Here is a 25,628-nt window from a genome sequence, read left to right on the forward strand (position 1 = left end):
CGGTCCTACCCTCTGGCCGGTGTCCGGCGTTCGGCCCGCTTGACAGTAGGCTGGACCCCACAACCGCATACGCCGCCATCAGCCGTGACGGGAGAGTCCAGCCCGCGCGCCGTCGTACGACGCCGGAGCCGGCGCCGAAGGAGCAAATCCCTCCCCGGGAATCTCTCAGGCCCCAGTACCGCCGCGGTGAGGCAACTCTGGAAAGCGAGCCGCTCCGCCGTCGGCGGGAGGCTCCACCGACGGTGCAAGCCGGCGCGTCCCGCCCCGCGAGGGAAGGCGGACCGGCAAAACTCTCAGGTCGATGCACGCCCGCTAGCGGGCGCGGCGTCCGATGACAGAGCGGGGAGGGACCGCAGTCGTCCCCACGCCCTCGGACAGCCAGGAGCCCGCCGTGAGCACTCCCCACAACCCCGATGTCTTCGCCGACCGGCACCTCGGTCCGCGCGGCCGCGAGGTCCGCACCATGCTGGACCAGCTCGGCATCGACACGATGGACACCCTCGTCGACCGGGCCGTCCCCAAGGCGATCCGCAGCCAGACGCCGCTGAACCTGCCGGCCGCCCGCACGGAGCCCGAGGTGCTCGCCCACCTCCGTGAGCTCGCGGGCAAGAACCAGGTCAAGACCCAGATGATCGGCCAGGGCTACTACGGCACGCACACGCCCGCCGTCATCCGGCGCAACGTGCTCGAGTCGCCCGCCTGGTACACGGCCTACACGCCGTACCAGCCGGAGATCAGCCAGGGCCGCCTGGAGGCGCTGCTCAACTTCCAGACCGCCGTCGAGGACCTGACGGGCCTGGAGATCGCGAACGCCTCCCTGCTCGACGAGGCCAGCGCCGTCGCCGAGGCCGTCGCCCTCATGTGGCGCGCGTCGAAGGCCAAGGAGGGTTACGTCGTGCTGGACGCCGACCTGTTCGGCCAGTCGCTCGCCGTCGCGCGCGGGCGCGCCGAGGCGATCGGCCTCCCGGTGGTGGTCGCCGACCTCACGAACGGCCTGCAGGCAGGCCTCGCGGCCGCGGTGTCCGACGGCGGCGCGGGGTCGGACGGCGGCGCGGCGTCGGTCTCCGGCGCGACGTCGGACGGCGGTGCCGCCGGAGGGCTGCCCACCGGCCAGCTCGTGGGCGTCGTGATCCAGCAGGCGGGCGCGTCGGGCCGCGTGCTCGACGCGCGCGGCGTGGTCGCAGAGGCCAAGGCGGCCGGCGCGCTCGTCACCGTGGCGACCGACCTGCTCGCCCTGACGCTTCTGACCAGCCCGGGCGAGCTCGGCGCTGACATCTCGGTGGGCTCGGCGCAGCGGTTCGGCGTCCCGCTGTTCTACGGCGGCCCGCACGCCGCCTACATGGCGGTCAGGAAGGGCCTGGAACGCCAGCTCCCCGGCCGCCTGGTCGGCGTCTCGATCGACGTCGACGGCGCCGCCGGCTACCGCCTGGCCCTCGCCACCCGCGAGCAGCACATCCGCCGCGAGAAGGCCACGAGCAACATCTGCACGGCCCAGGCCCTGCTGGCCATCGTCGCCAGCATGTACGCCGTCTACCACGGCCCAGAGGGCCTGAAGGCGATCGCGACCCGCGTCCACACCCACGCGGCAACCCTCGCAGCGGCCCTCAAGGCCGCAGGCGTCAAGATCGAGCACGACGTCTTCTTCGACACGGTCCGGGCAGTCGTCCCGGGCAAGGCCCAGCAGATCGCCCGAGCAGCAGCCGACGCCGGCTACAACCTCTACGTCCCGGACGCCGACCACGTCCAGATCAGCACCGACGAGACGACCACCCAGTCGGATATCGCAACAGTCGCCACCACGTTCCTCACCACCCTGGGCTCGGCGGCCACACCCACCACGGCGGCCGCAGCACCCACCGCAGGATCCCCTGCGACACCCACGGCAGAGCCCAGAGGGGAAGCCACAGCGGAACCCACCGGAGAAGCCAGCCCGGTGCACGGAGCGGGGAGGTCGGAAACCCCGCGCGCGGACGTATCTTTTCCCGAAGTGGAGGGCCCCCAGGGGCCCGTGAACGCGTCCGCGCGCGGGGTTTCCGACCTCCCCGCGGACGGAGCCACGCCCGCGGACGGAGCCACGCCCGCGGACGGAGCCACGCCCGCCGACGCGACCACCACGACCGCAGCCCTCCCCGCGGAGGTGACCAGGACGACGCAGTACCTCCAGCACCCGATCTTCCACACACACCGCTCCGAGACCAGCATGCTCCGCTACCTGCGCAAGCTCTCCGACAAGGACCTGGCGCTGGACCGCACGATGATCCCCCTGGGCTCCTGCACCATGAAGCTCAACGCGACCGCCGAGATGGAGGCCATCTCCTGGCCGGGCTTCGCGGACATCCACCCCTACGCGCCCGCCGACCAGACGCAGGGCTACGCGGAGCTCATCGGGAACCTGGAGGCCCAGCTCGCCGAGATCACGGGCTACGCGGCCGTCTCGCTCCAGCCCAACGCGGGCAGCCAGGGCGAGTTCGCCGGCCTGCTTGCGATCAAGGGCTACCACGCGTCGCGCGGCGAGGAGGACCGCGACATCGTGCTGATCCCGGCATCGGCCCACGGCACGAACGCGGCGTCGGCGGCGCTCGCGGGCCTGCGCGTGGTGGTCGTGGCGACGGCGGACGACGGCGAGATCCTGCTCGACGACCTGCGCGCCAAGCTGGACCAGCACGGGCCACAGGTTGCGGGCATCATGATCACCTACCCGTCCACGCACGGCGTGTACGAGGAGCACGTGCGCGAGGTCTGCGACCTGGTGCACGACGCGGGCGGCCAGGTGTACATCGACGGCGCGAACCTGAACGCGCTGGTGGGGCTGGCGCGGCCGGGCGAGTTCGGCGGCGACGTCTCGCACCTGAACCTGCACAAGACGTTCTGCATCCCGCACGGCGGCGGTGGCCCCGGTGTCGGCCCGGTCGCGGTGGCCGAGCACCTGGTGCCGTTCCTGCCGGGTGACCCGACGCCCGGCCTGGCGGCGAGCGAGGCCGCAGCAGGCACCCCGGTGGCCTCGACCCGGTACGGCTCCGCCGGCATCCTCCCCATCTCGTACGCCTACGTGGCCCTGATGGGCCCGGACGGGCTGACCGAGGCGACCAAGGCCGCCGTCCTCACCGCCAACTACGTGGCGAGCCGGCTCGACCCGCACTTCCCCGTGCTGTACACGGGTCCGAACGGCCTGGTGGCGCACGAGTGCATCCTCGACCTGCGCAAGATCACCGCCGAGACCGGCGTGACCGCAGAGGACGTCTCGAAGCGGCTCATGGACTACGGCTTCCACGCCCCCACGCTCGCGTTCCCCGTGCCGGGCACCCTCATGGTGGAGCCCACCGAGTCGGAGGACCTCGCCGAGCTGGACCGGTTCATCGACGCGATGATCGCGATCCGCGGCGAGATCGACGCCGTCGGCGCGGGCACGTGGCCGCGCGACGACAACCCGCTGCACAACGCGCCGCACACGGCGGCGTCGCTCCTGACGGACGCGTGGGACAGGCCGTACTCGCGCGAGCTGGCCGCGTTCCCCGTCGCCTCGCTGCGTGGGAGCAAGTACTGGCCGCCGGTGCGTCGCATCGACGGCGCCAAGGGCGACCGCAACCTGGTCTGCGCCTGCCCGCCGGTCGAGGCCTTCGCCGAGTGATCCGCCGACGCGCCGGGCGCCCAGGTCACCTGGGCGCCCGGCGTGTCCGCGAGACTCTGACGAGACCCTGCCAAGAGAGGAGTCCTCGATGACTGAGGACCGGAAGACCCCGCTGTATGCCGAGCACGTGGCGCTCGGCGCGTCGATGACGCCGTTCGGCGGCTGGCTCATGCCACTGCGCTACACGTCGGACCTGGCCGAGCACCGCGCCGTCCGCGAGGCCGCGGGCCTGTTCGACCTGTCGCACATGGGGAACATCGAGGTGACCGGGCCGGATGCCGCCGCGTTCCTCGACCACGCCCTCGTCGGGTACATCTCGAAGGTGCGCGAGATGGGCGCGCGCTACTCGATGATCTGCGCCGACGACGGCAGCGTGCTGGACGACCTGATCGTCTACCACAAGGCCCCCGGCGTGTACTCGGTCATCGCGAACGCCGCCAACGCCGAGCTCGTCCTCGGCGCGTTCCAGGAGCGGGCGGCCGGCTTCGACGTCGTGCTGAAGGACATCCAGCCCGGCCAGGCGCTGATCGCGGTGCAGGGACCGCGGGCGGCCGAGATCCTGCGCGCCACCGCCGACCTCGTCGAGGACGCCGAGATCTCGGGCGGCACCGCGTTCGCCGACCTCAAGTACTACGCCTGCCTGGGCATGCGGTTCGCGGGCGAGCCCGTGCTCGTCGGCCGCACCGGATACACGGGCGAGGACGGGTTCGAGATCTGGGTCCCCGCCGAGCACGCCGTCGCGCTGTGGCGCGCGCTGCTCGCGGCGGGCGAGCCGTTCGGCCTGGTCCCGGCGGGCCTCTCGGCCCGCGACTCGCTGCGCCTCGAGGCCGGCATGCCGCTCTACGGCCACGAGCTCGACACCACGACCACACCCTTCGAGGCCGGGCTGGGCCGCGTGGTGCGCCTCGACAAGGTGTCCGACGACGGCGCGCCGCTCCCCTTCGTCGGCCGGGACGCGCTCGCGGCGCGCAAGGAGTCGGAGCCGGCGCGCGTGCTCGTGGGGCTGCGCGGTGAGGGGCGGCGCCCGGCGCGTGCGGGCTACGACGTCGTGCTGCGGGGCGAGGGCACCGAGCCGGGCGCCGCCGTCGGCAGCGTGACCTCCGGCGCGCCCTCACCCACGCTCGGCTACCCGATAGCGATGGCCTACGTGACGCCCGAGCTGTCGGCGGAGGGCACGGAGCTCGCCGTCGACGTGCGCGGGCGGGCCGAACCGTTCGTGGTGGTGCCCATGCCGTTCTACCGTCGTCCCCAGAACTGAACCCCCTCTCCCCGGAACCTCAAGGAGCTGTCATGGCCGACTTCCCCGAGAACCTCAAGTACACGACCGAGCACGAATGGCTGGACGGGTCGACGCCCGCCGTCGTCGGCGTGACCGACGTCGCCGCCGAAGCGCTCGGCGACGTGGTCTACCTGGAGCTGCCCGAGGTGGGTGCCACGATCGAGGCGGGCGCCGTGGTGGGCGAGATCGAGTCCACCAAGTCGGTGTCCGAGCTCTACTCGCCGGTCAGCGGCACCGTCACCGAGGTGAACACCGAGGCCGTGGACAACCCCGAGATCGTGAACCAGGACCCGTACGGCAAGGGCTGGCTCTTCAAGGTCGAGGTGTCCGGCACGGGCGAGCTGCTCAGCGCCGCGGAGTATGCGGAGCACACCGGGAACTGACCGCTCCAGGCCGCGGAGCCAGGCCGCCGAAAGGCCCCCTGGCCACCTGATACGTACCCGAGGGGCGGCTTTGGTCTCGGAACGATAACAGTCAAGAAGTTCCGCCAGAACCGCGTCATGAACTTCATGCAGGTCGCTCTACCTCCTAGCAGCAACCGTAGGCCGGAACCCCAGAACCGGCCGCTGTGTGGAGGAAAACGACCATGACCGCGATGACCCTTGACCACCGTGTCCCCAGCCTCACCCGTCGCGAGCGGGTAATCCTGGCGAACCTCAGTGAGGACGCCACGCTCGAGCAGATTGCTCGTCGCCTGTACGTCACCCGTAACACGGTGAAGACGCAGGTCCGTAGCGTATACCGCAAGCTCGGCGTGTCCTCGCGGGCGGAGGCGATTGCCAAGGCGAACGAGTTCCAGATCGCTGACTGACACGCAGTTCCTCGACGACGGCGCACTCCCCAGAGGCGCCGTCGTCGTGCTGTGTCGGGTGGTCCCGCCGTGGGTGGGAGACTGCTCGGCATGCAGGAGACCCTCATCAACGTGGTCGCCGCCGCGATAGTGGACGACCTCGACCGCCCCACCCGGCTGCTCGCCGCCCGCCGTTCGGCGCCGGAGGAGCTCGCCGGCCGCTGGGAGTTCCCCGGCGGCAAGGTGGAGCCCGGCGAGGAGCAGCTCGACGCGCTGCGCCGTGAGCTCGCCGAGGAGCTGGGCGTGCGGGTCGCCGTCGGCGCCGAGCTTCCCGGGCCCGACGGCGGCGCGTGGCCCATCACGACCAAGCACCGGATGCGGGTCTGGTTCGCGCGGCTGCAGGACGGCACGCCCCGGCCGCTGGAGGACCACGACGAGCTGCGCTGGCTCACCGCGGCCGAGCTGGACGACGTGCCCTGGCTGGACGGTGACGTCGAGATCGTGACGGCGCTGGCCCGGTACCTCGCGCCGAGCTAGCGCCTGCGCCGAAGGGGCGCCCCGGTGTGAGCCGGCGCCGGCGTGAGCGGCTCAGCCGCGACCCGAGGTAGGAGCGCGAGCAGCCTCAGACCGCGCCGGCCGCCGCGTTCCTGCGCCCGCGGGCCGCCGCGACGCGGTGCCCGAGCGGCACGAACGCGCCGTCCATCAGCACCGGCACCACATCGGTGGCGTCGATCTCCGTGGCGATCGTGACGTCGTCGGCGAACCCGGAGTCGAGCAGCTCGCGGCCGCTCGCCGTGCCGCCCACCGAATCGACGACGTCCCTCGTGCCCTTCCACAGGGTGACGGTCGCGGCCGTCTCGGGGGAGATGCTCATGCCGGGCAGCATCGAGGTGAGGCGCGCGGCGATGGCGCCGACGGCGAGGTAGTCCTCGAGCGCTGGCCGCAGGGTGTCGTCCGGCCACCGCTCGCCCACCGGGACGAGCACGATGTCGTGCCGCTCGGACGCGTCCAGGTGCGCGGCGGCGAGGCCGGCCACCGCCTTCGCGTTGCGCAGGCTGCCCGCGACGATCAGGGCACCGCGGTTCGCGATGGTGTGGCAGATCTGGGCGGCGCTGGGCGAGGGGATCACGAGGCGTTCGGCGTCGAGGTCCTGCAGCGAGGCGGGCGAGATGCTGATGCCGTCCTCCCACCGCGGGCCGGCGAGGGCGGCACGCATGGTGCGCGCGAGCCGGGCCGCGCCGGCGGGATCGTGGTACGGGAACGGATAGACGCCCGCGCCCTGTTCACAGGCGACGGTGACGGTGGTCGAGAAGGAGAGCACGTCCACGACGACCACGAGCGACGCGCGCGCGTCGGTGGCGGTGAGGGCGAGAGCGCCGGAGATGCCCCAGTCCGTGCGCACACGAGCAGGACGCTGGTCGAAAGCGGGGGACGTGTTTGCCACGAACGCATCGTAGTGTCACCTGAACTCGCCCATGTTTCGCTCTGGGTGAACAACGTTGCGATTCGGGCGATATTCACACTCCGGCCGCCGAGCCATAACCTCGCCGCGCGACGCTGCCGCGGAACCGCTCCCCCCAGCCCCCGAAGGAACGAGCATGCGACGAGTGACGTCCGCGGTACCGACCGCGCTGCCGCGAAGAACCCTGACCAGCGCGCTGACCTGCACGGTTACCGCCGCGCTCCTGGTAGCTCCCGCGGCAGGCGCCGCCGCGGCGCCGTCCCCGAAGCCCGAGGACGTGCCCAGGAGTGCCGCCGCGCTGACGGCACCGACGCCGTTCGCGAGCGCTCCGTTGCGGTCCGGTAACGCTGCCGATATTTCCGAAGATGTCACCCATCTCCCCCTCTACGACGCGGGGGACGCGATCGTCACCCGGCGCGAGGAGCAGCGCATCGCGCCGGGCCTCGAGCTCACGCGGTTCGCGCGGATGAGCGAGGACGGCTGGCTGAGCGGCGAGGTGCTCGTCGCCGACCTCGGCGCGCCGGGCGCGAACGGTCTGCTCCCGAAGGGAAAGGTGCAGGTCGGCTACGTGGGCCCGGAGCACGTCGCGGACACCGCGACCGTCTCGGAGATGGCCTCGGCCCGCGGCGCGGTCGCCGCGGTGAACGGCGACTACTTCGACATCAACAACTCGGGCGCAGCGCTCGGCGTGAGCGTCGACGACGGCACGCTGGTCAAGTCCGCGTCCCCGGGCCGGGAGCGGTCGGTGGCGTTCGGGTCCGACGGCGCGGGCCGCCTCGCGCAGATCTTCCTCGAGGGCTCGGTGAGCTGGACCTCCACCGGCTCGACCGCGCCGGGCGGCAGCGTCCCGGTGAGCGGCCTGAACGTCACCGCGCTGCCCGCGGGCGGTGTCGCCGTGTACGACGGCGCCTGGGGAGACTTCACGCGCGCCCGCCCCTTGGCCGCTGGTGAGCGGGGCGTCGAGGTGACGGTCTCCGCCGACGGGACCGTGACCGCCGTCGGCCAGCCGGGGAGCGGGCGGCTTGCGGACGGGACGCGCGCCGTCGTGGCGCGGCCCGGCGCGGCGGCCGACGCGCTGGCGGCCCTGCGCCCCGGCGACCGCGTCGACCTGACCTACGGCCTGCGGGAGGACGCCGGCGACGTCGCCGTCGCGATCGGCGGCGGGGTCGAGGACCCGCTGCTGGAGGACGGCGAGGTGACGGAGGCGACCGGCGACCACGTCGAGCTGCGGCACCCGCGCACCGCCGTCGGCTTCGACGAGTCCGGGACCCGCGCGTACTTCGTGGTGGTCGATGGCCGGCAGAGCCACAGCATCGGCATGAACCTCTACGAGCTGGGCGAGCTCATGGCCCAGCTCGGCGCCGACGACGCGATCAACCTCGACGGCGGCGGCTCGTCGGAGATGGTCGCCCGGCTGCCCGGCGACGCCGGCACCACCATCCTGAACAGCCCGTCCGACGGGTACGAGCGCTCCGACGCGAACGGCCTCGGCCTCTACGTGCCGGCCGGCACGGGCCGCGTCGCGGCCTACGACGTGCGGACCACGATTCCGGCCGCCGACGCCGACCGCGTCTTCCCCGGGCTGCATCGCACCCTGGTCGGCAAGGGCTACGACGACACGATGGGCCCGGTCGCGACCGAGCCGTCCGCGTGGCGCACCCGCAACGGGTCGGTCGCCGCGGTGCGCGACGGCGTGGTGACCGGCCGGAGGTCCGGCAGCACCGTGGTCACCGCCGCGTCCCTGAGCCGTTCGGGCCTGGCCATCGGGTCCACCGAGGTCGAGGTGCTGGGCAGCCTGGTCCGCACCGGCGTGGACACCCCGGTCATCGGTCTGGCGGACGCCGAAGCGACGGCGCCGCTCGTGCTGACCGGCTACGACGCGCAGGGCTTCTCCGCGCCGATCGAGGCGCGCGACGTCACCGTCTCGGGCGGGGACGGCATCGCAGAGCTCGTCCCGGCGGCGGACGGGTCCTTCGAGGTGCGCGCGCTCGCGCCGGTGGGCGGCACGACCTTCGAGCTGTCCGTGCCCGGCCCGGACGGCGCGGACCTGACGACCGAGGTCGCTGTCACGATCAGCCTGGAGCAGGACACGGTCGCCGACTTCGCCGACGCCGCCTCCTGGACGGCCGCGCACGACCGCGCCCCCGGCGGCTCGGTCGCCACCGCGGCCGGGCACGACGGCGCGGCGGGCCTGCGGATGACCTACGACTTCACGCAGTCGACGGCGACGCGCGGCCAGTACGCCGTGGTGCCGGAGGCCGCGGCCGGCGGGCGCGAGCTGCCCGGCCAGCCGCGCGCGGTACAGATGTGGGTGAACGGCGACGGCAACGGCGCCTGGCTCCGGCTGCAGGTGCGGCAGGGCAACGGTGTGGTCTCGCAGCTCGACGGCCCGGAGGTCACGTGGACGGGCTGGCGCCAGGCCACCTTCACGGTGCCCGACGGCGTCGCGTTCCCCCTCAAGCTGCAGCGGGTCCGCGCGCTGGAGACCACGCCGAGCCAGCAGTACAGGGGCGCCCTGACCATCTCGGACATCGTGGCGCTGGTGCCGCCCACCGTCGACGCGCCCGAGGCGCCCCGGGTCGAGGACGGGATCGTGGCCGCCGACGGCGCCACCGACACGGCACCCCTGCGCGTGGCCGTCATGTCGGACGCGCAGTTCGTGGCCCGCGACCCCGAGTCCGGTGCCGTGGCGGGGGCGCGGGACGCGCTCCGGGAGATCGCCGCCGACGACCCCGACCTGCTGGTCATCAACGGCGACCTGGTGGACGAGGCAGCCCCTGCGGACTTCGACCTCGCCCGGCGGATCCTCACCGAGGAGCTGGCCGACGCGGACTTCCCCTGGTACTACGTGCCGGGCAACCACGAGGTGATGGGCGGCTCGATCGCGAACTTCGAGGAGGAGTTCGGCGAGCGGACCCGGGTGCTCGACGTCCCGACGCCCGGCCGGTCGGGCGGCACAACGCGCCTGGTCATGCTCGACTCGTCGTCCGGCCGCCTCGGCACCGACTTCGCCCAGGTGCAGATGCTCCGCGACGCGCTGGACGACGCCGCGACGGACCGTTCGGTCACCGGCGTCCTGGTGTTCGCCCACCACCCGATCGACGACCCGCTGCCGACCAAGGCCAGCCAGATCGGCGACCGGTTGGAGGCGGACACGCTGCGCGGCTGGTACGAGGACTTCCGTGAGACCTCGGGCAAGTCGATAGCGTCGGTGAACGCGCACGCGGGCGTGTTCCACGCGAGCACGCAGGACGGCGTGCCGTACCTGGTCAACGGCAACTCCGGGAAGAGCCCGGCGAGCACGCCCGCCGACGGCGGCTTCACGGGCTGGTCGATGCTGGGCGTCCGCCCGGCGTCGGGCCCGGTATCCGGGTCGGCGCACCGCGGCTGGTCCAGGGATCCCTGGCTGACCTGGGAGGTCAACACGCGCGCCGAGGAGGTGACGGTCTCCGGGCCGGCGTCGCTCGAGGTGGGCGAGTCGGCGGGCGTGAGCGCCGTCGTCGTGCAGGACGGGACCCGCGAGGTGCCGGTCGCGTGGCCGGTGTCGTCGAGCTGGGGCGGTGAGCGGGTGTGTGTCTCCGAGGGCACCGGCCGCACGGCGCTGCTCGACTGCCCGCGCGGCACGGTGCTCGCGCTCGACCCGGACACGCACGAGCTGACCGCCCTGCGGGCCGGCGAGGCCACGGTGACCGTCACGGTCAACGGGGTCGAGGGCGAGCTGGCCGTCAGCACCACCCGCTAGGACGGTAGATTGACCCCATGAGCGATTTCGAGGTGGCCCGCAGGCAGAAGCAGGAGCCCACGGCGAACCTGCTGGTACGCGTGATCGTGTGCTTCGCGCTGTTCCTGGGCGGGTTCGCCCTGATCGGCATCGGTTCGATCGGCGACAGTGCGCCGTCGCCGTTCCTGTTCGTCGGCGGCATCCTCGCCGTCGGGCTGTCGTTCGGCCTGCCGATGATCGGCGCCACGGAGCGGTAGTCGACGCAGACCAAGAGCGCCTGCCCGGTCCCGACCGGGCAGGCGCTCTCGTGCGTCCGCGCTCGTTTTCTTCACCCACAACACCTGCAACGTTCTGGCCGGCCCTCCCGTCCGTAGTCGGTGCCAGAGCCTGACGCCGAGCGATACGCGCACGGCGGGACAGGCACCATCGAACGGACAGGAACCCGCTATGTCTCTGCACAACACGTCCCGTACCTCACTCCTCCGCCGGGGGCTGGTGGCGCTGGCCACCTCCGCGGCCCTTCTCGCCGGAGGCCTTGTCGTCGCCCCGTCTGCGCAGTCCTCGTCGCTGCCCGTGGTCGACGTCCACCGGTCCCAGGGCACCACGGTCACCACGTCGATGTTCGCCTCGGGCGCGCCGATCACGGGCGACGTGGAGCAGCAGAAGCTCTACCCCGCCAAGGTGGGTTACACGGTCGCCCTCGCGGCGTCCGGCGGGACGATGCTGGGCGCGGAGGTCGAGGTCACGGTCCAGAAGATCAACAGCCGGCAGGTGCGCAAGCGCACCATCGACATGAACCGCACCACCACCGGCTTTCGGAGCAGGGGGACCCTGAACTTCAACGGGGCGGTCATCCAGCCCGGGACGTACCACGTGGGCGTCGAGGTGTTCACCGTGGTGCGCAGGCCTGACGGCACCCGGGTCCGGCACCTCGTCGACGTGAGCAACGGCAAGACGGTGCAGCTCCGCCGCGCGACCTGGACCGATGGGAAGATCAGCACGCAGGCGACCGACGGCCGTCTCGCGCGCATCGATGCCACCACACGGATCCTGTCCATCGACCGCGGGACGCTCTCGTGGGTGCCGAACCGCTGGGGCACCGCCGTCCTCTCCTTCGACGCCGACGGTCCGAACGAGCCGAGGAAGCCCGTCTTCGTGCGGGGCCTGAAGATCGGGACCGACGGCCGGATCTCGACGGTCGTCGAGTCCCGCAAGGGCTGGTGGAAGGTCACCTACGAGGGGACCTCCAGCCGTGACACCTCCGTGGCGTGGATCGGGCAGGGCGTTCCCGGCGGCTGCGGCTGCTGACCGCGCCGGGTCGACGGCGGACGTCGCCGTCGGCAGGAGGCAGACAAGGGGAGGGCCGCAGCCGTGTGTTGCGGCCCTCCGTTTTCTTCACCCACAACGTTCTGTTCGCCCCGCCCGTACTGGGTGGTGAAAGGCCCGGCGGGGAGCGGCGTGCTCACGTCGGGTGGGCATCCTCGAACAGACAGGATCACTGCGATGTCACTGCACAGCACGTCCCGCACTTCCCTCTTTCGCCGCGGCGTCGTGGCTCTGGCCGCCGCCGCGACGCTGCTCGCCGGCGGCCTTGTCGCCGCTCCGGCGGCACAGGCAGCGCCCATCCCGCTCGTCGACACCGACAGGAAGGACGGCACCGTCGTCACGACCCGTATGGCGGCCAGCGGCTCCCGCATCTGGGGCGACATGGAGGCCGACGAGCTCAAGCGCGTGTACTTCCGGTACAAGGTCAACCTGGACTGGACCGGCGGCCGGATGCGCGCCTTCGACGGCGTAGTCACGCTCCAGCGGATCGGCGCGGCGAACGCACGCCGGTTCCCGCTCACGCTGGACGCGTACGGGGACCGGAACGCGTCCGTCACCCTGCCCGGCACCATCAACCCGGGCTACTACCGGGTGGGTATCGAGTTCACCGCCGCGGTGCAGCGCGAGGACGGTCAGGTGAACCGGCACCGGGTCAACGTGAACAACGCCAAGACGGTCTCCATCCGGCGTGACAGCAGGGTCCAGGCGTCGATCACGAACCCCACGGCGACCGACGGGCGGCCCTCGCGGATCACCGGGCACGTCCGGGGGCTCCGCATCGGCGACAACGGCGAACTCTCGTGGCGCTCGATCGGCCGCGGCACGGTCCTTCTTTCCTACGACCCGAACGGTCCGTGGGAGAGCGGCAAGAACGTCTTCGTGCGCAAGCTGACCGTCGAGCAGGACGGGACGTTCACGACGGTCGTTCCCGCGCACCAGCGGTGGTGGAAGGTCACCTACACGGGCAGCGACCGGTTCGTCGACGACTACAACTGGGTTCCGCAGGGCGACCACTCCGGTTGCGGCTGCTGACCGCGCCGGGCCGACGGCGGCACCCGCGCGGGGCTCCGCCGTCGGCCCGGACACACGCCGAAAGAGGGCCGCAGCCCTGTGCTGCGGCCCTTTTCGCTGCCTCTCCGCGGGCCGGGCGAGCCGTTCTGGGACACCATGTCACCCGTATGTCACAGGTTTGTTAGAACCATTGACAGATTACGGACCAAGTGAAAACGTGACCTGCACCACGAACGAGCACGACGAGATCAAGGAGCAGCAATGGCGCAGTACAGGAGGCTCGGCGGGATTCTCGCGATCGCGCTCGCCACGACGACCGGCCTGACGGCCTGCGGGTTCGGCGGGGGCGGGACCACGTCGGACGAGGGCACGGACGGTGGCGCGACCACGCTCGACCTGCTCGTCCCCAGCTACTCCGACGCGACCCAGGGCCTGTGGAACGACGTGATCGCCGGGTTCGAGGAGGAGCACCCGGACATCACCGTGAACCTGCAGGTCGAGTCGTGGGACAACCTCGAGTCCGTCATCGCCACCAAGATCCAGGGCGGCGAGGCCCCGGACATCTACAACGGCGGCCCCTTCGCCGGCTTCGCCGAGGACGAGCTGCTGTACCCGGTCGAGGACGTCACCTCGGACGAGACCTACGCCGACTTCCAGCCGACGTTCCTGGAGAACGCCCAGGTCGGCGGTACTACGTACGGCCTGCCGTTCATCGCGTCGGCCCGCGCGCTGTTCGTCAACGACGCCCTCCTGGAGGAGGCCGACGCCGAGGTGCCGACCACCTGGGACGAACTGCTCGAGTCGGCCAAGCAGGTCTCGGAGCTCGGCGGCGGCGTGGCCGGCTACGGCATGCCGCTCGGCTCCGAGGAGGCGCAGGCAGAGGCCGCCGTCTGGCTGTGGGGCGGTGGCGGCACCTTCGGTGACGCCGACGCCATCACCATCGACACCCCGGAGAACCTCGCGGGCGCCGAGTTCATCAAGACGATGATCGAGGAGGGCGCCACGCAGGCCGACGCCGGTGCGACCGACCGCAGCCCGCTGTTCGACATCTTCGTCCAGGGCAAGATCGGCATGCAGGTGGGCCTGCCGCCGAGCGTCGGCCAGATCGAGACCGACAACCCCGACCTGGAGTACTCGATCCACCCGATCCCCACGGAGGACGGCAGCCCGTTCACGCTGGGCGTCGCCGACCACCTCATGGCGTTCCAGAACGACGGCGACAAGCAGGAGGCCATCACCGCCTTCTTCGACTACTTCTACTCCGCCGACGTCTACGTCCCGTGGGTGCAGGCCGAGGGCTTCCTGCCCACCACCCTGTCCGGCTCGGAGGAGCTGGCCGACGAGGAGGCGCTCGCGCCGTTCCTCGAGGTGCTGCCGGACGCGCAGTTCTACCCGACCACCAACCCCGACTGGGCCGCCACGGACTCCGCGTTCAAGGCCCAGTTCGGCGAGCTGGACGGGGACAAGCCGGCCCAGGACGTCCTGGCCGACATCCAGGCCCAGGTCGACGCGGGCTGACGCCGGGCGCCGTCCGCCGTCGGCCGGACACGACTGACCACACACAACGCTGAACCGAAAGCACGGGGAAACCGGTGAAGGACCTGTTGAAGGCCCTGCCGTGGATCGGGCCCGCGGTCGCGCTCATCGCGGCCGTGGTCCTGTTCCCGGTGGGCGTGATGTTCTGGAACTCGACACGCGACATCAGCCAGAGCGGCGTGGACGACGGAGGCGTCGGCCTCGCGAACTTCGCGACGGTGGTCGGCTTCCAGTACTTCTGGCCGATCCTCGGGCGCACGGTCGTGTGGGTGGTCGTCGTGGTGGGCTGCACCCTCATCGGGTCGCTCGCGCTCGCGGCGCTGCTGAACAAGGCGTTCCCCGGCCGCCGCCTGGTGCGGATGGCCGTCATCGTGCCGTGGGCCTCCAGCGTGGTCATGACGACGCTGGTGGTGCACTACGGCCTGGAGCCCTACTTCGGCATCATCAACTCGTTCCTCGTGGACGTCGGCCTGATCGACACGCCGGAGGGCTACGGCTGGACCAGGCACCCGGAGACCGCGTTCGCGTGGGCCATCGTGGTGGCCGTGTTCGTGTCGCTGCCGTTCACCACGTACACGATCCTGGCCGGCCTACAGACCGTCCCCGGCGAGACCGTCGAGGCCGCGCGCATCGACGGCGCCGGAGGCCTGCGGACCTACTTCAGCGTGGTGCTGCCGCAGCTGAGGGGCGCGGTGTCGGTGGCGGTGCTGATCAACATCATCAACGTGTTCAACTCGCTGCCGATCCTGCGGGTCATGACGGGCTCCATCCCCGGGTACGACGCCGACACCGTCATGACCATGATCTTCAAGTACATGCAGAACCAGCGGCAGATCGACCTGGCGAGCGCGCTGTCGGTCATCGCGTTCCTGGTGGTCATCGGGATCGTCGCCGTCTACGTGCGGGTCGTCCGCCCCCTGGAGGAGGTCTGATGACCGCGATCACCGACTCGGCGACGACGCCGCGCGAGGCGACCCGTCCGCCGTCGGACGACCGGCGGCGGGTGCGGAAGTACACGACCGACCAGGTGCCTCTCGGCTCCCTGCTGCTGCGCCTGCTCGCGGGGCTCGTGGTGCTGGTGGTGTTCCTGCTGCCGTACGTGATCATGTTCTTCGGCTCGGTGAAGACGAAGGCAGAGATCAGGTCGGTCGATCCCACCTACTTCCCCACGGAGTGGCACTGGGAGAACTACGTCACGATGTGGTCGACGCCCGAGACGCCGCTGCTGCAGAACCTGATCTCCACCCTGGTGATCTCGGTGTGCGCGACGCTGCTCGTGCTCGCCGTCGCTCTGCCCGCCGCCTACTACACCGCGCGGTTCCGGTTCCGCGGGCGGCTCCTCTTCCTGTTCCTCGTGATCGTGACCCAGATGGTGCAGCCGGCGGTGCTGACCTCTGGCCTGTTCCGCGAGTTCATCGCCATCGGGATCCTCGACACGTGGGCCGCGATGATCCTGGTGAACGCGGCGTTCAACCTGTCGTTCGCGGTCTGGATCATGCACAGCTTCTTCGCGGGCATCCCGAAGGAGGTGGACGAGGCGGCGCAGCTCGACGGCGCGGGCACCCTGACCGTGCTGACCAGGATCAACCTGCCGCTCGTGTGGCCAGGGATCGTGACGGCGATCGTGTTCACGTTCGTCGCGTCCTGGAACGAGTTCGCGGCCTCGCTCGTGCTGCTGACGACGGCGGGCAACCAGCCGCTGTCCGTGGCGCTCACCAAGTTCGTGGGCCAGTACGAGACGTCGTGGCACTACGTGTTCGGGGTGTCCGTGGTGGCGATCGTGCCCGTGGTGATCCTGTTCATGATCATCGAGAAGCGGCTGGTGGGCGGCCTCGTGGCGGGGTCGGTGAAGTAGCGCGGCGAGGGTTGGACCGGGGCGTCTCGGAGGTCGGACGGAATCTGTCCCAGTGCTGGACAATCACTTAGCATGGTGGCGATCCCATCCAGAGCGGTCGAGAGTCCTGGCTCCCTGACACCGCAGCAACCTGCCGACTTCCTGCCCCGTGGCCGTGGCGTGAGGACGTAAGGTGCTCACGCCAGGTTCGATGGAGCAGCCATGGTCGCCGAGCCACACCCGCATCGCCCCACAGTGTCGTTCGAGCTGATGCCGCCGCGTCGGCCCGACGTCGCGCCCAACTTCTGGGAGACGGCGCAGCGGCTCGTGGCCGCCCACCCGGACTTCGTGTCGGTGACCTACGGCGCTGCAGGGGGCGACCGGGCGACGTCGCGGGAGGTGCTCGCCACGCTGCTGCGGGGCACGCCCGTGCTGCCGGTGGCCCACCTGACCTGCGTGGGGGCGTCCCGGGAGGACGTGTCCGAGGTGATCGACGAGTTCCTCGAGGCCGGCGTGCGGTCCTTCCTCGCCCTGCGGGGTGACCCGCCACGCGACGAGCCGGACTGGAGCCCGCCGTCGGACGGGGTGCAGTCCAGCGTGGACCTGGTCCGGCTGCTGCGGCAGGTGGACGAGCGCCGGTGCGCGGCGGACGCGAGCACCGCGCTGCGGTCGGCCGCCCGGCCGCTGGCCATCGCCGTCGCGACGTTCCCCGACGGCAACCCCGGGGCGCGTACGACGCGCGAGCAGGAGGTACAGCGGCTGCTGGAGAAGCAGGAGGCGGGCGCGAGCTTCGCGATCACGCAGTTCTTCTACCGGGCGGAGTCCTACACCGGGTTCGTCGAGGCGGCCCGCGCCGCCGGCGTGACCATCCCGATCCTGGCCGGGGTGCTGCCCACCACCGAGGCGCGCAGGCTGCGCCGCGTCGAGGAGCTCACGGGCGTGGCGGCACCCGCCGAGCTCCTGCGAGACCTCGACCGGCTCACCGCGCCCGACGGCGCCGTGGACCCGGAGGCGCAGCACGCGCACGGCATCGAGTACTCGGCGGTGCTCGCGCGCGAGGTGCTCGACGCCGGTGCCCCCGGCGTGCACGTCTACACGTTCAACAAGCACCGTCCGGCGCTCGACCTCCTGGAGCGGGTGGGCCTCACGGGGCGTGCGGCGGCGTAGTGCTCGCGCATGGGGAGTTGTCCCCATGCGGGCTGCTTGTCGCACGTCTGGCCCGCCACGAGACTTGGCGCGTCCCGGCGTGACCCGTTTCGTGGAGGTTCAACCGTGCACACTCACGACCACTCTCACGACCAGTCGTTCGATCTCGGCCCCAAGGATCTCGACCCTGACCGCCCGGCCTTCGGCGAAGGCGCCCAGCTCGGCCGGCGCGACCTGTTGCGCGGCGCCGTCGTCCTCGGCATCGGTGCCGCGGGCGCGACGATCGCGGCCCCCGCCGTCGCCTCGCCCGCCGTCGCGTCGCCTGCTGTCGCCGGGGCCGGCGCTCCGGCGCGCGCCGGGGACGCGCCGCCGTCCCTTGCCCCCGATCCCGAGGCGCCCGCCGACGCGCCGCCGGGCGCGCTCGCCGGTGTCGAGGTCGCCGCGCCGACCATCGCGAGCTGCGCCACCTGGGGCGCGCAGGCCCCGCGCGGCACCATCGACAGCGTCTCGACCAACCCGAACAAGATCCTGATCCACCACACGGCGTCGGCGAACGTCACGGACTACTCACAGGCCGCCGGGTACCAGATCGCCCGCGACATCCAGCAGTGGCACTTCGCCAACGGCTGGGTGGACACCGGCCAGCACCTCACCGTGAGCCGCGGCGGCTACGTGATGGAGGGCAGGCACGGCTCGCTGTCCCGGCTGCAGAACGGCAGCGGCATGGTGGTGGGCGCGCACGCGCCCGGGCAGAACAGCCAGGCCATCGGCATCGAGAACCAGGGCACCTACACGAGCGCGACGCCGCCGGCCCAGCTCTGGAGCCGGCTGGTGGAGCTGTGCGCGTACATCTGCGACCAGTACGGGATCGCGCCCACGCAGATCTACGGGCACCGGGACTACACGGCGACGGCCTGTCCCGGCGACGTCCTGTACTCGATGCTGCCGCAGCTCCGGTCCGAGGTCGCGGCCGCCCTGGCGGGCACGAGCTGGTCCGTCATCGTCGACAACACGTCTTCCGGCTTCGCCGCCGGCTCGGCCTGGCTGACGTCGTCGTACTCGGCCGAGCGGTACGGGTCCAACTACCGTTACGCGACGCCGGCCGAGGTCAGCGACCTGGCCACGTACTCGGCGACCATCCCGTCCAACGGCTCGTACCGCGTCGAGGCGTGGTTCCCGGGGATCGCGGGCTACAACACGTCGACGCCGTTCATCGTCTACACGGGGACCGGCTCGTCGACGATCCGCGTGGACCAGTCGTCGGCCGGGGGCGCCTGGCTCTCGCTCGGCACCTACGCCATGACGGCGGGCACCCGCACCGTCGTGGCGGTCAGCCGCTGGACCCAGGGCACGGCGTACGTGGTGGCGGACGCAATTCGGATCACGCGGCTCTGACCGTCCCGGGTCGCGCTGCCGGCGGCAGGTCGCGACGCGCGGCAGGAAAGACCTGCCCCGCGGGGGCGTGTTGCGGACAGTAGACGTTGCCTACTGTCCGCAACGCGGCCTCGGGAGGACGCGTTCAGGGAAGTCGGTGCGCGTGCGGCGCGGGACCAAGCGCACCGTGGCCGACGGCGCTCACGTGTCCACTCGCTCCTGGCCGCTCATCGCCTGGATGGACTGCATGACCTGCTCGGTCAGCTCGCGCCGCGCCTGCGCGGGCTTGGTGCCCGCCGCGATCTGGCGGGACGGGTCGATCGGCGCGCCGAAGTGCACCTCCACCCGGGCGATCCGCGGCATCTTGCCGATGGGCTTCACCTTGTCCGTCCCGAGCAGCGCCACGGGGACCACGGGCGCCTTGCCGGTCAGGGCGAGCCAGGCGACGCCGGTGTGCCCCTTGTGCAGCTTGCCGTCGCGCGAGCGCGTGCCCTCGGGGTAGATGCCGAACGCGCCGCCGCGCTGCAGCACGGCGAGCGCGTCCTCCAGCGAGCGCTGCCCGGCCCGCGGGTCGTCGCGCTGCACCGGGATGTCGCCCATCTTGGTGAAGAACCAGCGCGAGATGCGGCCCTTGATGCCCTTGCCGGTCCAGTACTCGGCCTTGGCCAGGAACGCCACGTGCCGCGGCGCCATGATTGGGATCAGCAGCGAGTCGATGAACGACAGGTGGTTGCTCGCCAGGATCACGGCGCCCCGCTTCGGGATGTTGTGCAGGCCGGTGACGCGCGGGCGCAGAAGCACGAGCACGAGCAGCGAGAGGATGAGCTTGAGGAACCGGTACGTCACCGGCCTATTGTGCACCCCTCAAGCCCACCCCGTGGACGTGGTGCCGGGTGGTGAAGAAGGCTAAAGAGACCTACAAGCCCGTTCCGGCGTTCGCCCGCCAGACGTACGGGTCGCGGGAGCGGCCCGTACGCCTGACACGTACCGGAGCGGTCCGTCAGTCCGCGTCCTTCTCGACGGCCGCGACCTGGCTCTGCACCTCCCGGACCCGCGCGACGTCGAGCTTCTCGCTGCGGTCGAACCGGTAGATCCCGTTCTCCTCCTGGAAGACGTCGGTGAGCTGCGTGTAGCAGTAGCCGAACATCTGCGGGTCGCCGAGCAGCGCTTCGGTGAGCCCACGGAACCGCTCGTGGAACCCGTCCTCGTCCTGGACCCGCTGGCCGTAGCCCCACGACTCGGCCGAGCGGCCCGTCGCGGTGGCCGCCGCCTCCGGGTTCCACCAGATGCCGCCGTACTCGCTGACGAAGTAGGGCTGGCCCCGGTAGGGCACCGACATCGGCGTGCCGTTGTCCCGGGCGTTCGCGTACGGCCTGCCCTCGGACAGCCCGCCCACCAGCTTGGCGAACGTCTCGGGGTCCTGCTCGTACAGGTGCGAGTCCCAGACGTCGCTCTCCAGCACCCGGTGCGAGTAGCCGCTGGTGTCCAGCACCGGACGCGACGGGTCGGCGAGCTTGGTGGCGAGGAACATGCCGCGGGTCACGTCGTCGAGCCGGGTGATGCGGTCGTGCAGGTCCTGGTGCGTCTCGTTGAGCGGGCACCAGCCCACGATCGACGGGTGCGAGTGGTCCCGCTCCAGCGCCTCCAGCCATTCGGTGACGAACGACGTCGTCTGCGCCTGGTGGTCGGTGGGCGGCCCGTAGCCGCTGACGCCCCAGTCGCCGAACTCGCCCCACACGAGGTAGCCGAGCCGGTCCGCGTGGAACAGGTACCGCTCCTCGAAGACCTTCTGGTGCAGGCGGGCGCCGTTGAACCCGGCGGCGAGCCCGAGCTCGATGTCACGCGCGAGCGCGGCGTCGGACGGCGCCGTCATGAGGGACTCGGGCCAGTAGCCCTGGTCGAGCACGAGCCGCTGGAAGATGGCCTCGCCGTTGATCCGCAGCGCCTGCCCGTCGATGGACACCGAGCGCAGGCCCGCGTACGAGCGGACGGTGTCGACGACCGCTCCGTCGGCGTCGCGCAGCTCGACGTCGACGCCGTACAGGTGCGGGTCGCTCGGCCCCCAGGTGCGCACACGCTCCGCCGGGACGACGACGCGCAGCGCGGGCGCCAGGTCGAGGTCGGCCCGTGCGGTGGCGGTGCCCACCTCGCCGTCGTCGTCGGTCACGGTGACGGTCACCGTGTGGCCGCGCCGGTTCGCGGACAGCGGCACGACGACGTCGAACGCCGAGCTGGCCAGGTCCGGCGTGATCCGCGGCCGGCGCAGGTGGACGGCGGGCACCGGCTCCAGCCACACGGTCTGCCAGATGCCGGTGGTGCGGGTGTAGTTGCACTCGTAGTTCGCGTAGCGGTTGGTCTGCTTGCCGCGGGCCTGCGGCTCGTGCCGCGTGTCCCTGGCCCGTACGACGACGGTGACTGTGTCGCCGGGGCCGGCCAGCCCGTGCAGGTCGGCGGTGAACGGGGTGAACCCGCCGCGGTGCCGCACGACCTCCGTGCCGTCCACCCAGACCGTCGCGTCGTGGTCCACGGCGCCGAAGTGCAGCAGCACGTGCGGGTCCTCGCCGACGGCGGACCACTCGGCGGGCACGGTGACCTCGCGGCGGTACCAGACGGCCTCGAGGAAGTCGGTGTTCTCGATGCCGGAGAGCTGGGACTCGGGCGCGAAGGGCACCACGATCTCACCCTGGAGCGGCCGCCCGACCAGGCCGCGCTCGATGCCGGAGTCGCCCTGGTCGATCTCGAACTGCCAGGTGCCGTTCAGGTTGAGCCAGTGGTCGCGGACCATCTGGGGGCGGGGGTACTCGGGGCGCGGCACGGCGGTGGCCGTCGGCGCGCCGGCCGGCGAGAAGCGGTCGAGGAAGGTCATCAGCTGCTCCATTGCGTCTACGACAGGTGCGCGGCGATTCAACACGGCTTCCGAACGGAATGCAACGTTGTATCAGCCGCCGCGGCCCCGGGACGGCCCGCCGAGGCGTCGCCGGGGCCGGCGCGGGGATCAGGAGCTGCTGCTCTCGCGGACCAGCAGCCGGTGCGGCACGAGCTCGTCGACGGGGTCGATGGCGGGCTTCGCGAGCTGGGCGATGATGCGGTCCACGGAGGTCTCCGCGATCGCGCGCAGGTCGGGTGCCACGGTGGTCAGCGAGGGGTTGGCGAACCGGCCGTCCTCGGTGTTGTCCCAGCCGGTGACGGCGAGGTCGTCGGGTACGCGCACGCCGTTGCGGCGCAGCGCGTACAGCGCCCCCAGCGCGAGCTCGTCGTTGGCGCACACGAGCCCGTCGACCTGGCCGATGCGGGGCAGCATCGCCTCGACGGTCGCGGCGCCCGCCGGCCGGGAGAACTGGGGCACCTGGAGCACCCAGCGCTCGTCGACGTCGATCCCGGCCGCGGCGTGGGCGTCGCGGAAACCCTGCACGCGCTGCGCGCCGGTACGGCCGGCACCGCGCGGCTCGGCGCCGAGGAAGGCGAGCCTGCGCCGTCCGCTCTCCAGGAGATGCGCCGTGACCTGCGCCGCCGCCGCGACGTTGTCGATGCTCACGTGGTCGGTCCGCCGCTCCCGGGTGGGGTCGGGGTCGGCCCGCTCACCGAGCAGCACGAGCGGTACGGGGCCGCGGACCTCGTCGATCTCGGCCGGGGTCAGCTCCAGCGGGGAGAAGATGATCCCGTCGATCGCCTGGACGTCGAAGCCGCGCGCGACCTCGAGCTCGGTCTCGCGCGAGGACCGCGTCTCCTCGATGAGCACGCGGTACCCGCGGGCGCTGCCGACCTCGATCAGCTCGTGGGCCAGCACCGAGAAGTACGGCGCGTGCACCCAGGGCACCGCGAGGGCGAGCGTGTTGGTGCGGCCCCGGCGAAGCTGCCGTCCGGCGAGGTTGGGCCGGTAGCCGAGCTCGGCGATCACTGCTTCCACGCGGGCCCTGGTCGCATCGCCGACCCGGCCGGTGCCGTTGACGACGTTGGAGACGGTCTTCCAGGAGACACCCGCCGCGGCGGCGACCTCCTTGATCCCGATGCGCCGGCCGGCTCGTTCCGACAAACCTTCACTTCCTTCCGTACCGCGACCCCTTGACGGGACGCCGGGCCTAGTCCATCGTGATCCAACGTTGGAGCGCAACGTTGCACCATTGGAGGTCGATGATGACCCTGCTACGAGGACGCGGTATCTCGGGGCAAGGAAGCCCTGGCACCGCGTCAAGAACCCGCAGTCGCGCGGAGAGTTCCGGAGGACTGAGTCGTCGCGACCTGCTCAAGGCGGCCCTCGTCGGCGCCGGCGGCGTCGCGCTGGGCGGCGCGCTCGCCGGCTGCGCGACGCCCAGCGCCGCGGGCTCCGGCCGGACGTCCGTGATGATCTGGGACCTTTTCTCGGGCGGTGACGGCGCGCTCATGCAGGAGATGGTGGGCGCGGTCGGCGCGGCCAACCCCGACATCACCGTCGAGTCCACGACCCTGGCCTGGGGCGCGCCGTACTACACGAAGCTGGCGATGGCGTCGTCCGGCGGGCGCCCGCCCGAGGCCGCCGCCATGCACATGTCCCGGCTGGCCGGGTACGCGCCGGGCGGTCTGCTGGAGCCGTTCGACCTGGACGTGCTCGCCGAGCTCGGCATCACCGAGGCGGACTTCGCGCCGGCGGTCTGGGAGAAGGCCCAGTACGACGGCCAGCTCTACGCCCTGCCGCTGGACACCCACCCGTACATCGCGTTCCACAACCCCAGGATCGTCGAGGAGGCCGGCCTCGCGGGGCCGGACGGCAGGCTCGACCTGGACGCCCTGGCGGGTGCCGACAACTTTCTGGCCGCAGGGCGGGCGATGGCAGAGGTCACGGGCGAGACCGGCGTGAGCTGGGGCTACCTGCGCGACACGGCGGGCTGCTGGCGCATGTTCTGGGGCCTCTACTCCCAGAACGGCGGCGGTTACGAGCTCACCCCCGGCCGCCCCGCCGACCTCGATATCGAGGCGGCCACAGAGGTGTTCGAGTTTCTCCAGGCCATGGTCGACGGCGAGGTCGCGGCGAGGAACCAGGACGGCGGTGCCGCGGGCGGCCGTTTCATGACGGAGCGCACCGGGATGATGTTCGCCGGCGAGTGGGACCTGCCGATGTTCCGCGACGCGCTGCCCGACGTCGGGGCCACGCAGTTCCCCGCGATCTTCGACACCCCGGCCAACTACGCCGACGCGCACGCGTTCGTGCTGCCCCGGCAGGGGACCCCGGACCCCGCACGACGCGAGGCCACGTACCGGGTGCTGGCTGGCCTGCTCAAGGAGGGCCTCACCTGGGCATCGGCCGGGCACATCCCGGCCTACCAGCCCGTGGTCCAGCAGCCGGAGTACCAGGAGCTCTCCCCGCAGCGCGACTACGCGCCGGCGGCCGAGATCGCCGTCTTCGACCCCGACGCCTGGTTCACGGGCGGCGGCAGCGACTTCCAGACGCGCATGGGCGACGCCATGACCGACACCCTCGCCGGCGAGGCCCCGCCACGCACGGCCGTGACCCGGATGCTGAGCGAGATGGACCGCCTCCTCTCCCAGCCCAACCCCGCCTGATCGGAGGACGACGATGAGTGTCTCGAACCCAAGCGTCACCGCTGTCCCCGGTCCGGCGACGTCCGGCAGGGGAACCTCGGCGAGCCGGTCCGGAACGACCGCCCGCACCGCCGGAAAGTCCCTGCGCGAGCGGGACAGGTCCGGCTACCTGTTCGTCGCCCCGTTCGCCGTGGCCACGGGGCTCTTCCTGCTGCTGCCCACGCTCTACGGCCTGTGGATGAGCTTCACCGACCAGAGCCTCACGGGTACGGGCAGCGAGTTCATCGGCTTCGCCAACTACGCAGAGGCGTTCAGCGACCCCCAGGTCTGGGAGACGCTGTGGCACACCGTCTGGTTCACGATCCTCAGCACCGTGCCGCTCGTGGTCGTTGGCCTCGTCATGGCGCTGCTCGTGCACACCGGCCTGCCCGGACAGTGGGTGTGGCGCATGTCGTTCTTCGCCCCCTTCCTGCTGACCAGTGCGGTCGTGTCCGCGTTGAGCGCATGGCTGTTCCAGCCCGACATCGGCCTGCTCGACACCTGGCTCGCGAGCCTCGGGCTCGGCCCGGTGGGCTGGCTCACCGACGAGAACGTCGCGATGTTCTCCATCGCCCTGGTCACCGTGTGGTGGACCGTCGGGTTCAACTTCCTGCTCTACCTCGCCGCGCTGCAGGGCATCCCGCAGCAGCAGTACGAGGCGGCGACCATCGACGGCGCGGGTGGCTGGCGGCGGCTGTTCTCGATCACCCTGCCGCAGCTCCGCACGATCACGGGCGTGATCGTCGTGCTGCAGCTCCTCGCCTCGCTCAAGGTCTTCGACCAGATCTACCTGCTCACCGCCGGCGGACCGAACGGGAGCACGCGACCGATCCTGGAGTACGTCTACGACACCGGCTTCACCAACTACCGGCTCGGGTACGCCTCCGCGATCTCCTACGTGTTCTTCGCCCTGATCCTCGTGTTCACGCTGGTCCGGCTCCTGCCGACCAGGAAGGAGGCCTGAG

20 protein-coding genes and 2 riboswitches are annotated in these 25,628 nt (G+C 71.6%); of the genes, 16 read left to right on the forward strand and 4 right to left on the reverse strand.

The features are described 5' to 3' along the window. Positions 1-78: 78 nt before the first annotated feature. Positions 79-191: riboswitch (glycine riboswitch) on the forward strand. A gap of 140 nt (positions 192-331) precedes the next feature. The 5 genes from gcvPB to AC0QU1_RS00270 all read left to right on the forward strand — a co-directional run bounded on the left by gcvPB (position 332) and on the right by AC0QU1_RS00270 (position 6,234). Continuing rightward, entirely contained in the window at positions 332-3,628 is a 3,297-nt protein-coding gene (gcvPB, locus tag AC0QU1_RS00250) for an aminomethyl-transferring glycine dehydrogenase subunit GcvPB (RefSeq protein ID WP_483573662.1), read from the forward strand. 88 nt (positions 3,629-3,716) lie between these two features. Then, positions 3,717-4,886, forward strand: coding sequence for a glycine cleavage system aminomethyltransferase GcvT (gcvT, locus tag AC0QU1_RS00255; protein ID WP_483573663.1), 1,170 nt, complete (start codon positions 3,717-3,719; stop codon positions 4,884-4,886). Between the two features lie 32 nt (positions 4,887-4,918). Next, positions 4,919-5,290, forward strand: a complete 372-nt coding sequence (gene gcvH, locus AC0QU1_RS00260) for a glycine cleavage system protein GcvH (RefSeq protein ID WP_483573664.1) — start codon at positions 4,919-4,921, stop codon at positions 5,288-5,290. Between the two features lie 203 nt (positions 5,291-5,493). Beyond that, on the forward strand, positions 5,494-5,718 hold the full coding sequence (locus AC0QU1_RS00265) for a LuxR C-terminal-related transcriptional regulator (RefSeq protein ID WP_483573665.1): 225 nt from the start codon (positions 5,494-5,496) through the stop codon (positions 5,716-5,718). Between the two features lie 90 nt (positions 5,719-5,808). After that, positions 5,809-6,234 (forward strand): (deoxy)nucleoside triphosphate pyrophosphohydrolase, encoded by a 426-nt coding sequence (locus tag AC0QU1_RS00270; protein ID WP_483573666.1) that lies wholly within the window; start codon positions 5,809-5,811, stop codon positions 6,232-6,234. Between the two features lie 85 nt (positions 6,235-6,319). On the opposite strand, the gene AC0QU1_RS00275 is transcribed toward AC0QU1_RS00270, so the two are convergent. Beyond that, positions 6,320-7,141: a 2-phosphosulfolactate phosphatase gene (locus AC0QU1_RS00275; RefSeq protein WP_483573667.1), complete on the reverse strand. Its 822-nt coding sequence runs from the start codon at positions 7,139-7,141 to the stop codon at positions 6,320-6,322. Positions 7,142-7,295: 154 nt separating this feature from the next. On the opposite strand from AC0QU1_RS00275, the gene AC0QU1_RS00280 reads away from it, so the two are divergent. From AC0QU1_RS00280 to AC0QU1_RS00320, 9 genes are all read left to right on the forward strand, one after another. Further along, on the forward strand, positions 7,296-10,901 hold the full coding sequence (locus AC0QU1_RS00280; protein ID WP_483573668.1) for a phosphodiester glycosidase family protein: 3,606 nt from the start codon (positions 7,296-7,298) through the stop codon (positions 10,899-10,901). Positions 10,902-10,918: 17 nt separating this feature from the next. After that, a complete protein-coding gene (locus tag AC0QU1_RS00285; RefSeq protein WP_483573669.1) occupies positions 10,919-11,137 on the forward strand; it encodes a hypothetical protein in 219 nt (72 codons plus the stop codon). A 190-nt stretch (positions 11,138-11,327) separates the two neighbouring features. Further along, positions 11,328-12,188, forward strand: a complete 861-nt coding sequence (locus tag AC0QU1_RS00290; protein ID WP_483573670.1) for a hypothetical protein — start codon at positions 11,328-11,330, stop codon at positions 12,186-12,188. Between the two features lie 195 nt (positions 12,189-12,383). Next, positions 12,384-13,238 carry a hypothetical protein gene (locus AC0QU1_RS00295; protein WP_483573671.1) on the forward strand — a complete coding sequence of 285 codons (855 nt, stop codon included), beginning with the start codon at positions 12,384-12,386 and terminating at the stop codon, positions 13,236-13,238. A gap of 240 nt (positions 13,239-13,478) precedes the next feature. Next, positions 13,479-14,735: an extracellular solute-binding protein gene (locus tag AC0QU1_RS00300; protein WP_483573672.1), complete on the forward strand. Its 1,257-nt coding sequence runs from the start codon at positions 13,479-13,481 to the stop codon at positions 14,733-14,735. A 74-nt stretch (positions 14,736-14,809) separates the two neighbouring features. Then, a complete protein-coding gene (locus AC0QU1_RS00305; protein ID WP_483573673.1) occupies positions 14,810-15,685 on the forward strand; it encodes a carbohydrate ABC transporter permease in 876 nt (291 codons plus the stop codon). After that, positions 15,685-16,608, forward strand: coding sequence for a carbohydrate ABC transporter permease (locus AC0QU1_RS00310; protein WP_483573674.1), 924 nt, complete (start codon positions 15,685-15,687; stop codon positions 16,606-16,608). The genes AC0QU1_RS00305 and AC0QU1_RS00310 overlap by 1 nt, the downstream gene beginning before the upstream one ends. 81 nt (positions 16,609-16,689) lie before the next feature. Next, positions 16,690-16,805: riboswitch (SAM riboswitch) on the forward strand. A gap of 4 nt (positions 16,806-16,809) precedes the next feature. After that, positions 16,810-17,754 carry a methylenetetrahydrofolate reductase gene (locus tag AC0QU1_RS00315; RefSeq protein ID WP_483573675.1) on the forward strand — a complete coding sequence of 315 codons (945 nt, stop codon included), beginning with the start codon at positions 16,810-16,812 and terminating at the stop codon, positions 17,752-17,754. Between the two features lie 105 nt (positions 17,755-17,859). Further along, a complete protein-coding gene (locus tag AC0QU1_RS00320; protein ID WP_483573676.1) occupies positions 17,860-19,128 on the forward strand; it encodes a golvesin C-terminal-like domain-containing protein in 1,269 nt (422 codons plus the stop codon). A 180-nt stretch (positions 19,129-19,308) separates the two neighbouring features. Here AC0QU1_RS00320 and AC0QU1_RS00325 read toward each other — a convergent pair whose 3' ends face one another. From AC0QU1_RS00325 to AC0QU1_RS00335, 3 genes are all read right to left on the reverse strand, one after another. Next, a complete protein-coding gene (locus AC0QU1_RS00325) occupies positions 19,309-19,953 on the reverse strand; it encodes a lysophospholipid acyltransferase family protein (protein ID WP_483573677.1) in 645 nt (214 codons plus the stop codon). Positions 19,954-20,107: 154 nt separating this feature from the next. Then, complete coding sequence (locus tag AC0QU1_RS00330) at positions 20,108-21,973, reverse strand: glycoside hydrolase family 2 protein (RefSeq protein ID WP_483573678.1); 1,866 nt, start codon at positions 21,971-21,973, stop codon at positions 20,108-20,110. A gap of 129 nt (positions 21,974-22,102) precedes the next feature. Beyond that, positions 22,103-23,140: a LacI family DNA-binding transcriptional regulator gene (locus AC0QU1_RS00335; RefSeq protein WP_483573679.1), complete on the reverse strand. Its 1,038-nt coding sequence runs from the start codon at positions 23,138-23,140 to the stop codon at positions 22,103-22,105. A gap of 101 nt (positions 23,141-23,241) precedes the next feature. Between AC0QU1_RS00335 and AC0QU1_RS00340 the strand changes: the two genes are divergently transcribed. Both AC0QU1_RS00340 and AC0QU1_RS00345 read left to right on the forward strand, forming a co-directional pair. Further along, positions 23,242-24,645, forward strand: coding sequence for an extracellular solute-binding protein (locus AC0QU1_RS00340; RefSeq protein ID WP_483573680.1), 1,404 nt, complete (start codon positions 23,242-23,244; stop codon positions 24,643-24,645). 13 nt (positions 24,646-24,658) lie between these two features. Then, positions 24,659-25,627, forward strand: a complete 969-nt coding sequence (locus AC0QU1_RS00345; protein ID WP_483573681.1) for a carbohydrate ABC transporter permease — start codon at positions 24,659-24,661, stop codon at positions 25,625-25,627. Position 25,628: the final 1 nt, after the last annotated feature.

Source organism: Promicromonospora noduliphila (assembly GCF_056951025.1).

Excerpts from the sequence above, each read along its gene's own strand:
- gcvT (WP_483573663.1), top strand. The coding sequence starts at position 3,717 with ATGACTGAGGACCGGAAGACCCCGCTGTATGCCGAGCACGTGGCGCTC.
- gcvH (WP_483573664.1), top strand. The coding sequence starts at position 4,919 with ATGGCCGACTTCCCCGAGAACCTCAAGTACACGACCGAGCACGAATGG.
- AC0QU1_RS00295 (WP_483573671.1), top strand. The coding sequence starts at position 12,384 with ATGTCACTGCACAGCACGTCCCGCACTTCCCTCTTTCGCCGCGGCGTC.
- AC0QU1_RS00300 (WP_483573672.1), top strand. The coding sequence starts at position 13,479 with ATGGCGCAGTACAGGAGGCTCGGCGGGATTCTCGCGATCGCGCTCGCC.
- gcvPB (WP_483573662.1), top strand. The coding sequence starts at position 332 with ATGACAGAGCGGGGAGGGACCGCAGTCGTCCCCACGCCCTCGGACAGC.
- AC0QU1_RS00290 (WP_483573670.1), top strand. The coding sequence starts at position 11,328 with ATGTCTCTGCACAACACGTCCCGTACCTCACTCCTCCGCCGGGGGCTG.
- AC0QU1_RS00270 (WP_483573666.1), top strand. The coding sequence starts at position 5,809 with ATGCAGGAGACCCTCATCAACGTGGTCGCCGCCGCGATAGTGGACGAC.
- AC0QU1_RS00315 (WP_483573675.1), top strand. The coding sequence starts at position 16,810 with ATGGTCGCCGAGCCACACCCGCATCGCCCCACAGTGTCGTTCGAGCTG.
- AC0QU1_RS00330 (WP_483573678.1), bottom strand. The coding sequence starts at position 21,973 with ATGACCTTCCTCGACCGCTTCTCGCCGGCCGGCGCGCCGACGGCCACC.
- AC0QU1_RS00265 (WP_483573665.1), top strand. The coding sequence starts at position 5,494 with ATGACCGCGATGACCCTTGACCACCGTGTCCCCAGCCTCACCCGTCGC.
- AC0QU1_RS00310 (WP_483573674.1), top strand. The coding sequence starts at position 15,685 with ATGACCGCGATCACCGACTCGGCGACGACGCCGCGCGAGGCGACCCGT.
- AC0QU1_RS00280 (WP_483573668.1), top strand. The coding sequence starts at position 7,296 with ATGCGACGAGTGACGTCCGCGGTACCGACCGCGCTGCCGCGAAGAACC.
- AC0QU1_RS00340 (WP_483573680.1), top strand. The coding sequence starts at position 23,242 with ATGACCCTGCTACGAGGACGCGGTATCTCGGGGCAAGGAAGCCCTGGC.
- AC0QU1_RS00345 (WP_483573681.1), top strand. The coding sequence starts at position 24,659 with ATGAGTGTCTCGAACCCAAGCGTCACCGCTGTCCCCGGTCCGGCGACG.
- AC0QU1_RS00285 (WP_483573669.1), top strand. The coding sequence starts at position 10,919 with ATGAGCGATTTCGAGGTGGCCCGCAGGCAGAAGCAGGAGCCCACGGCG.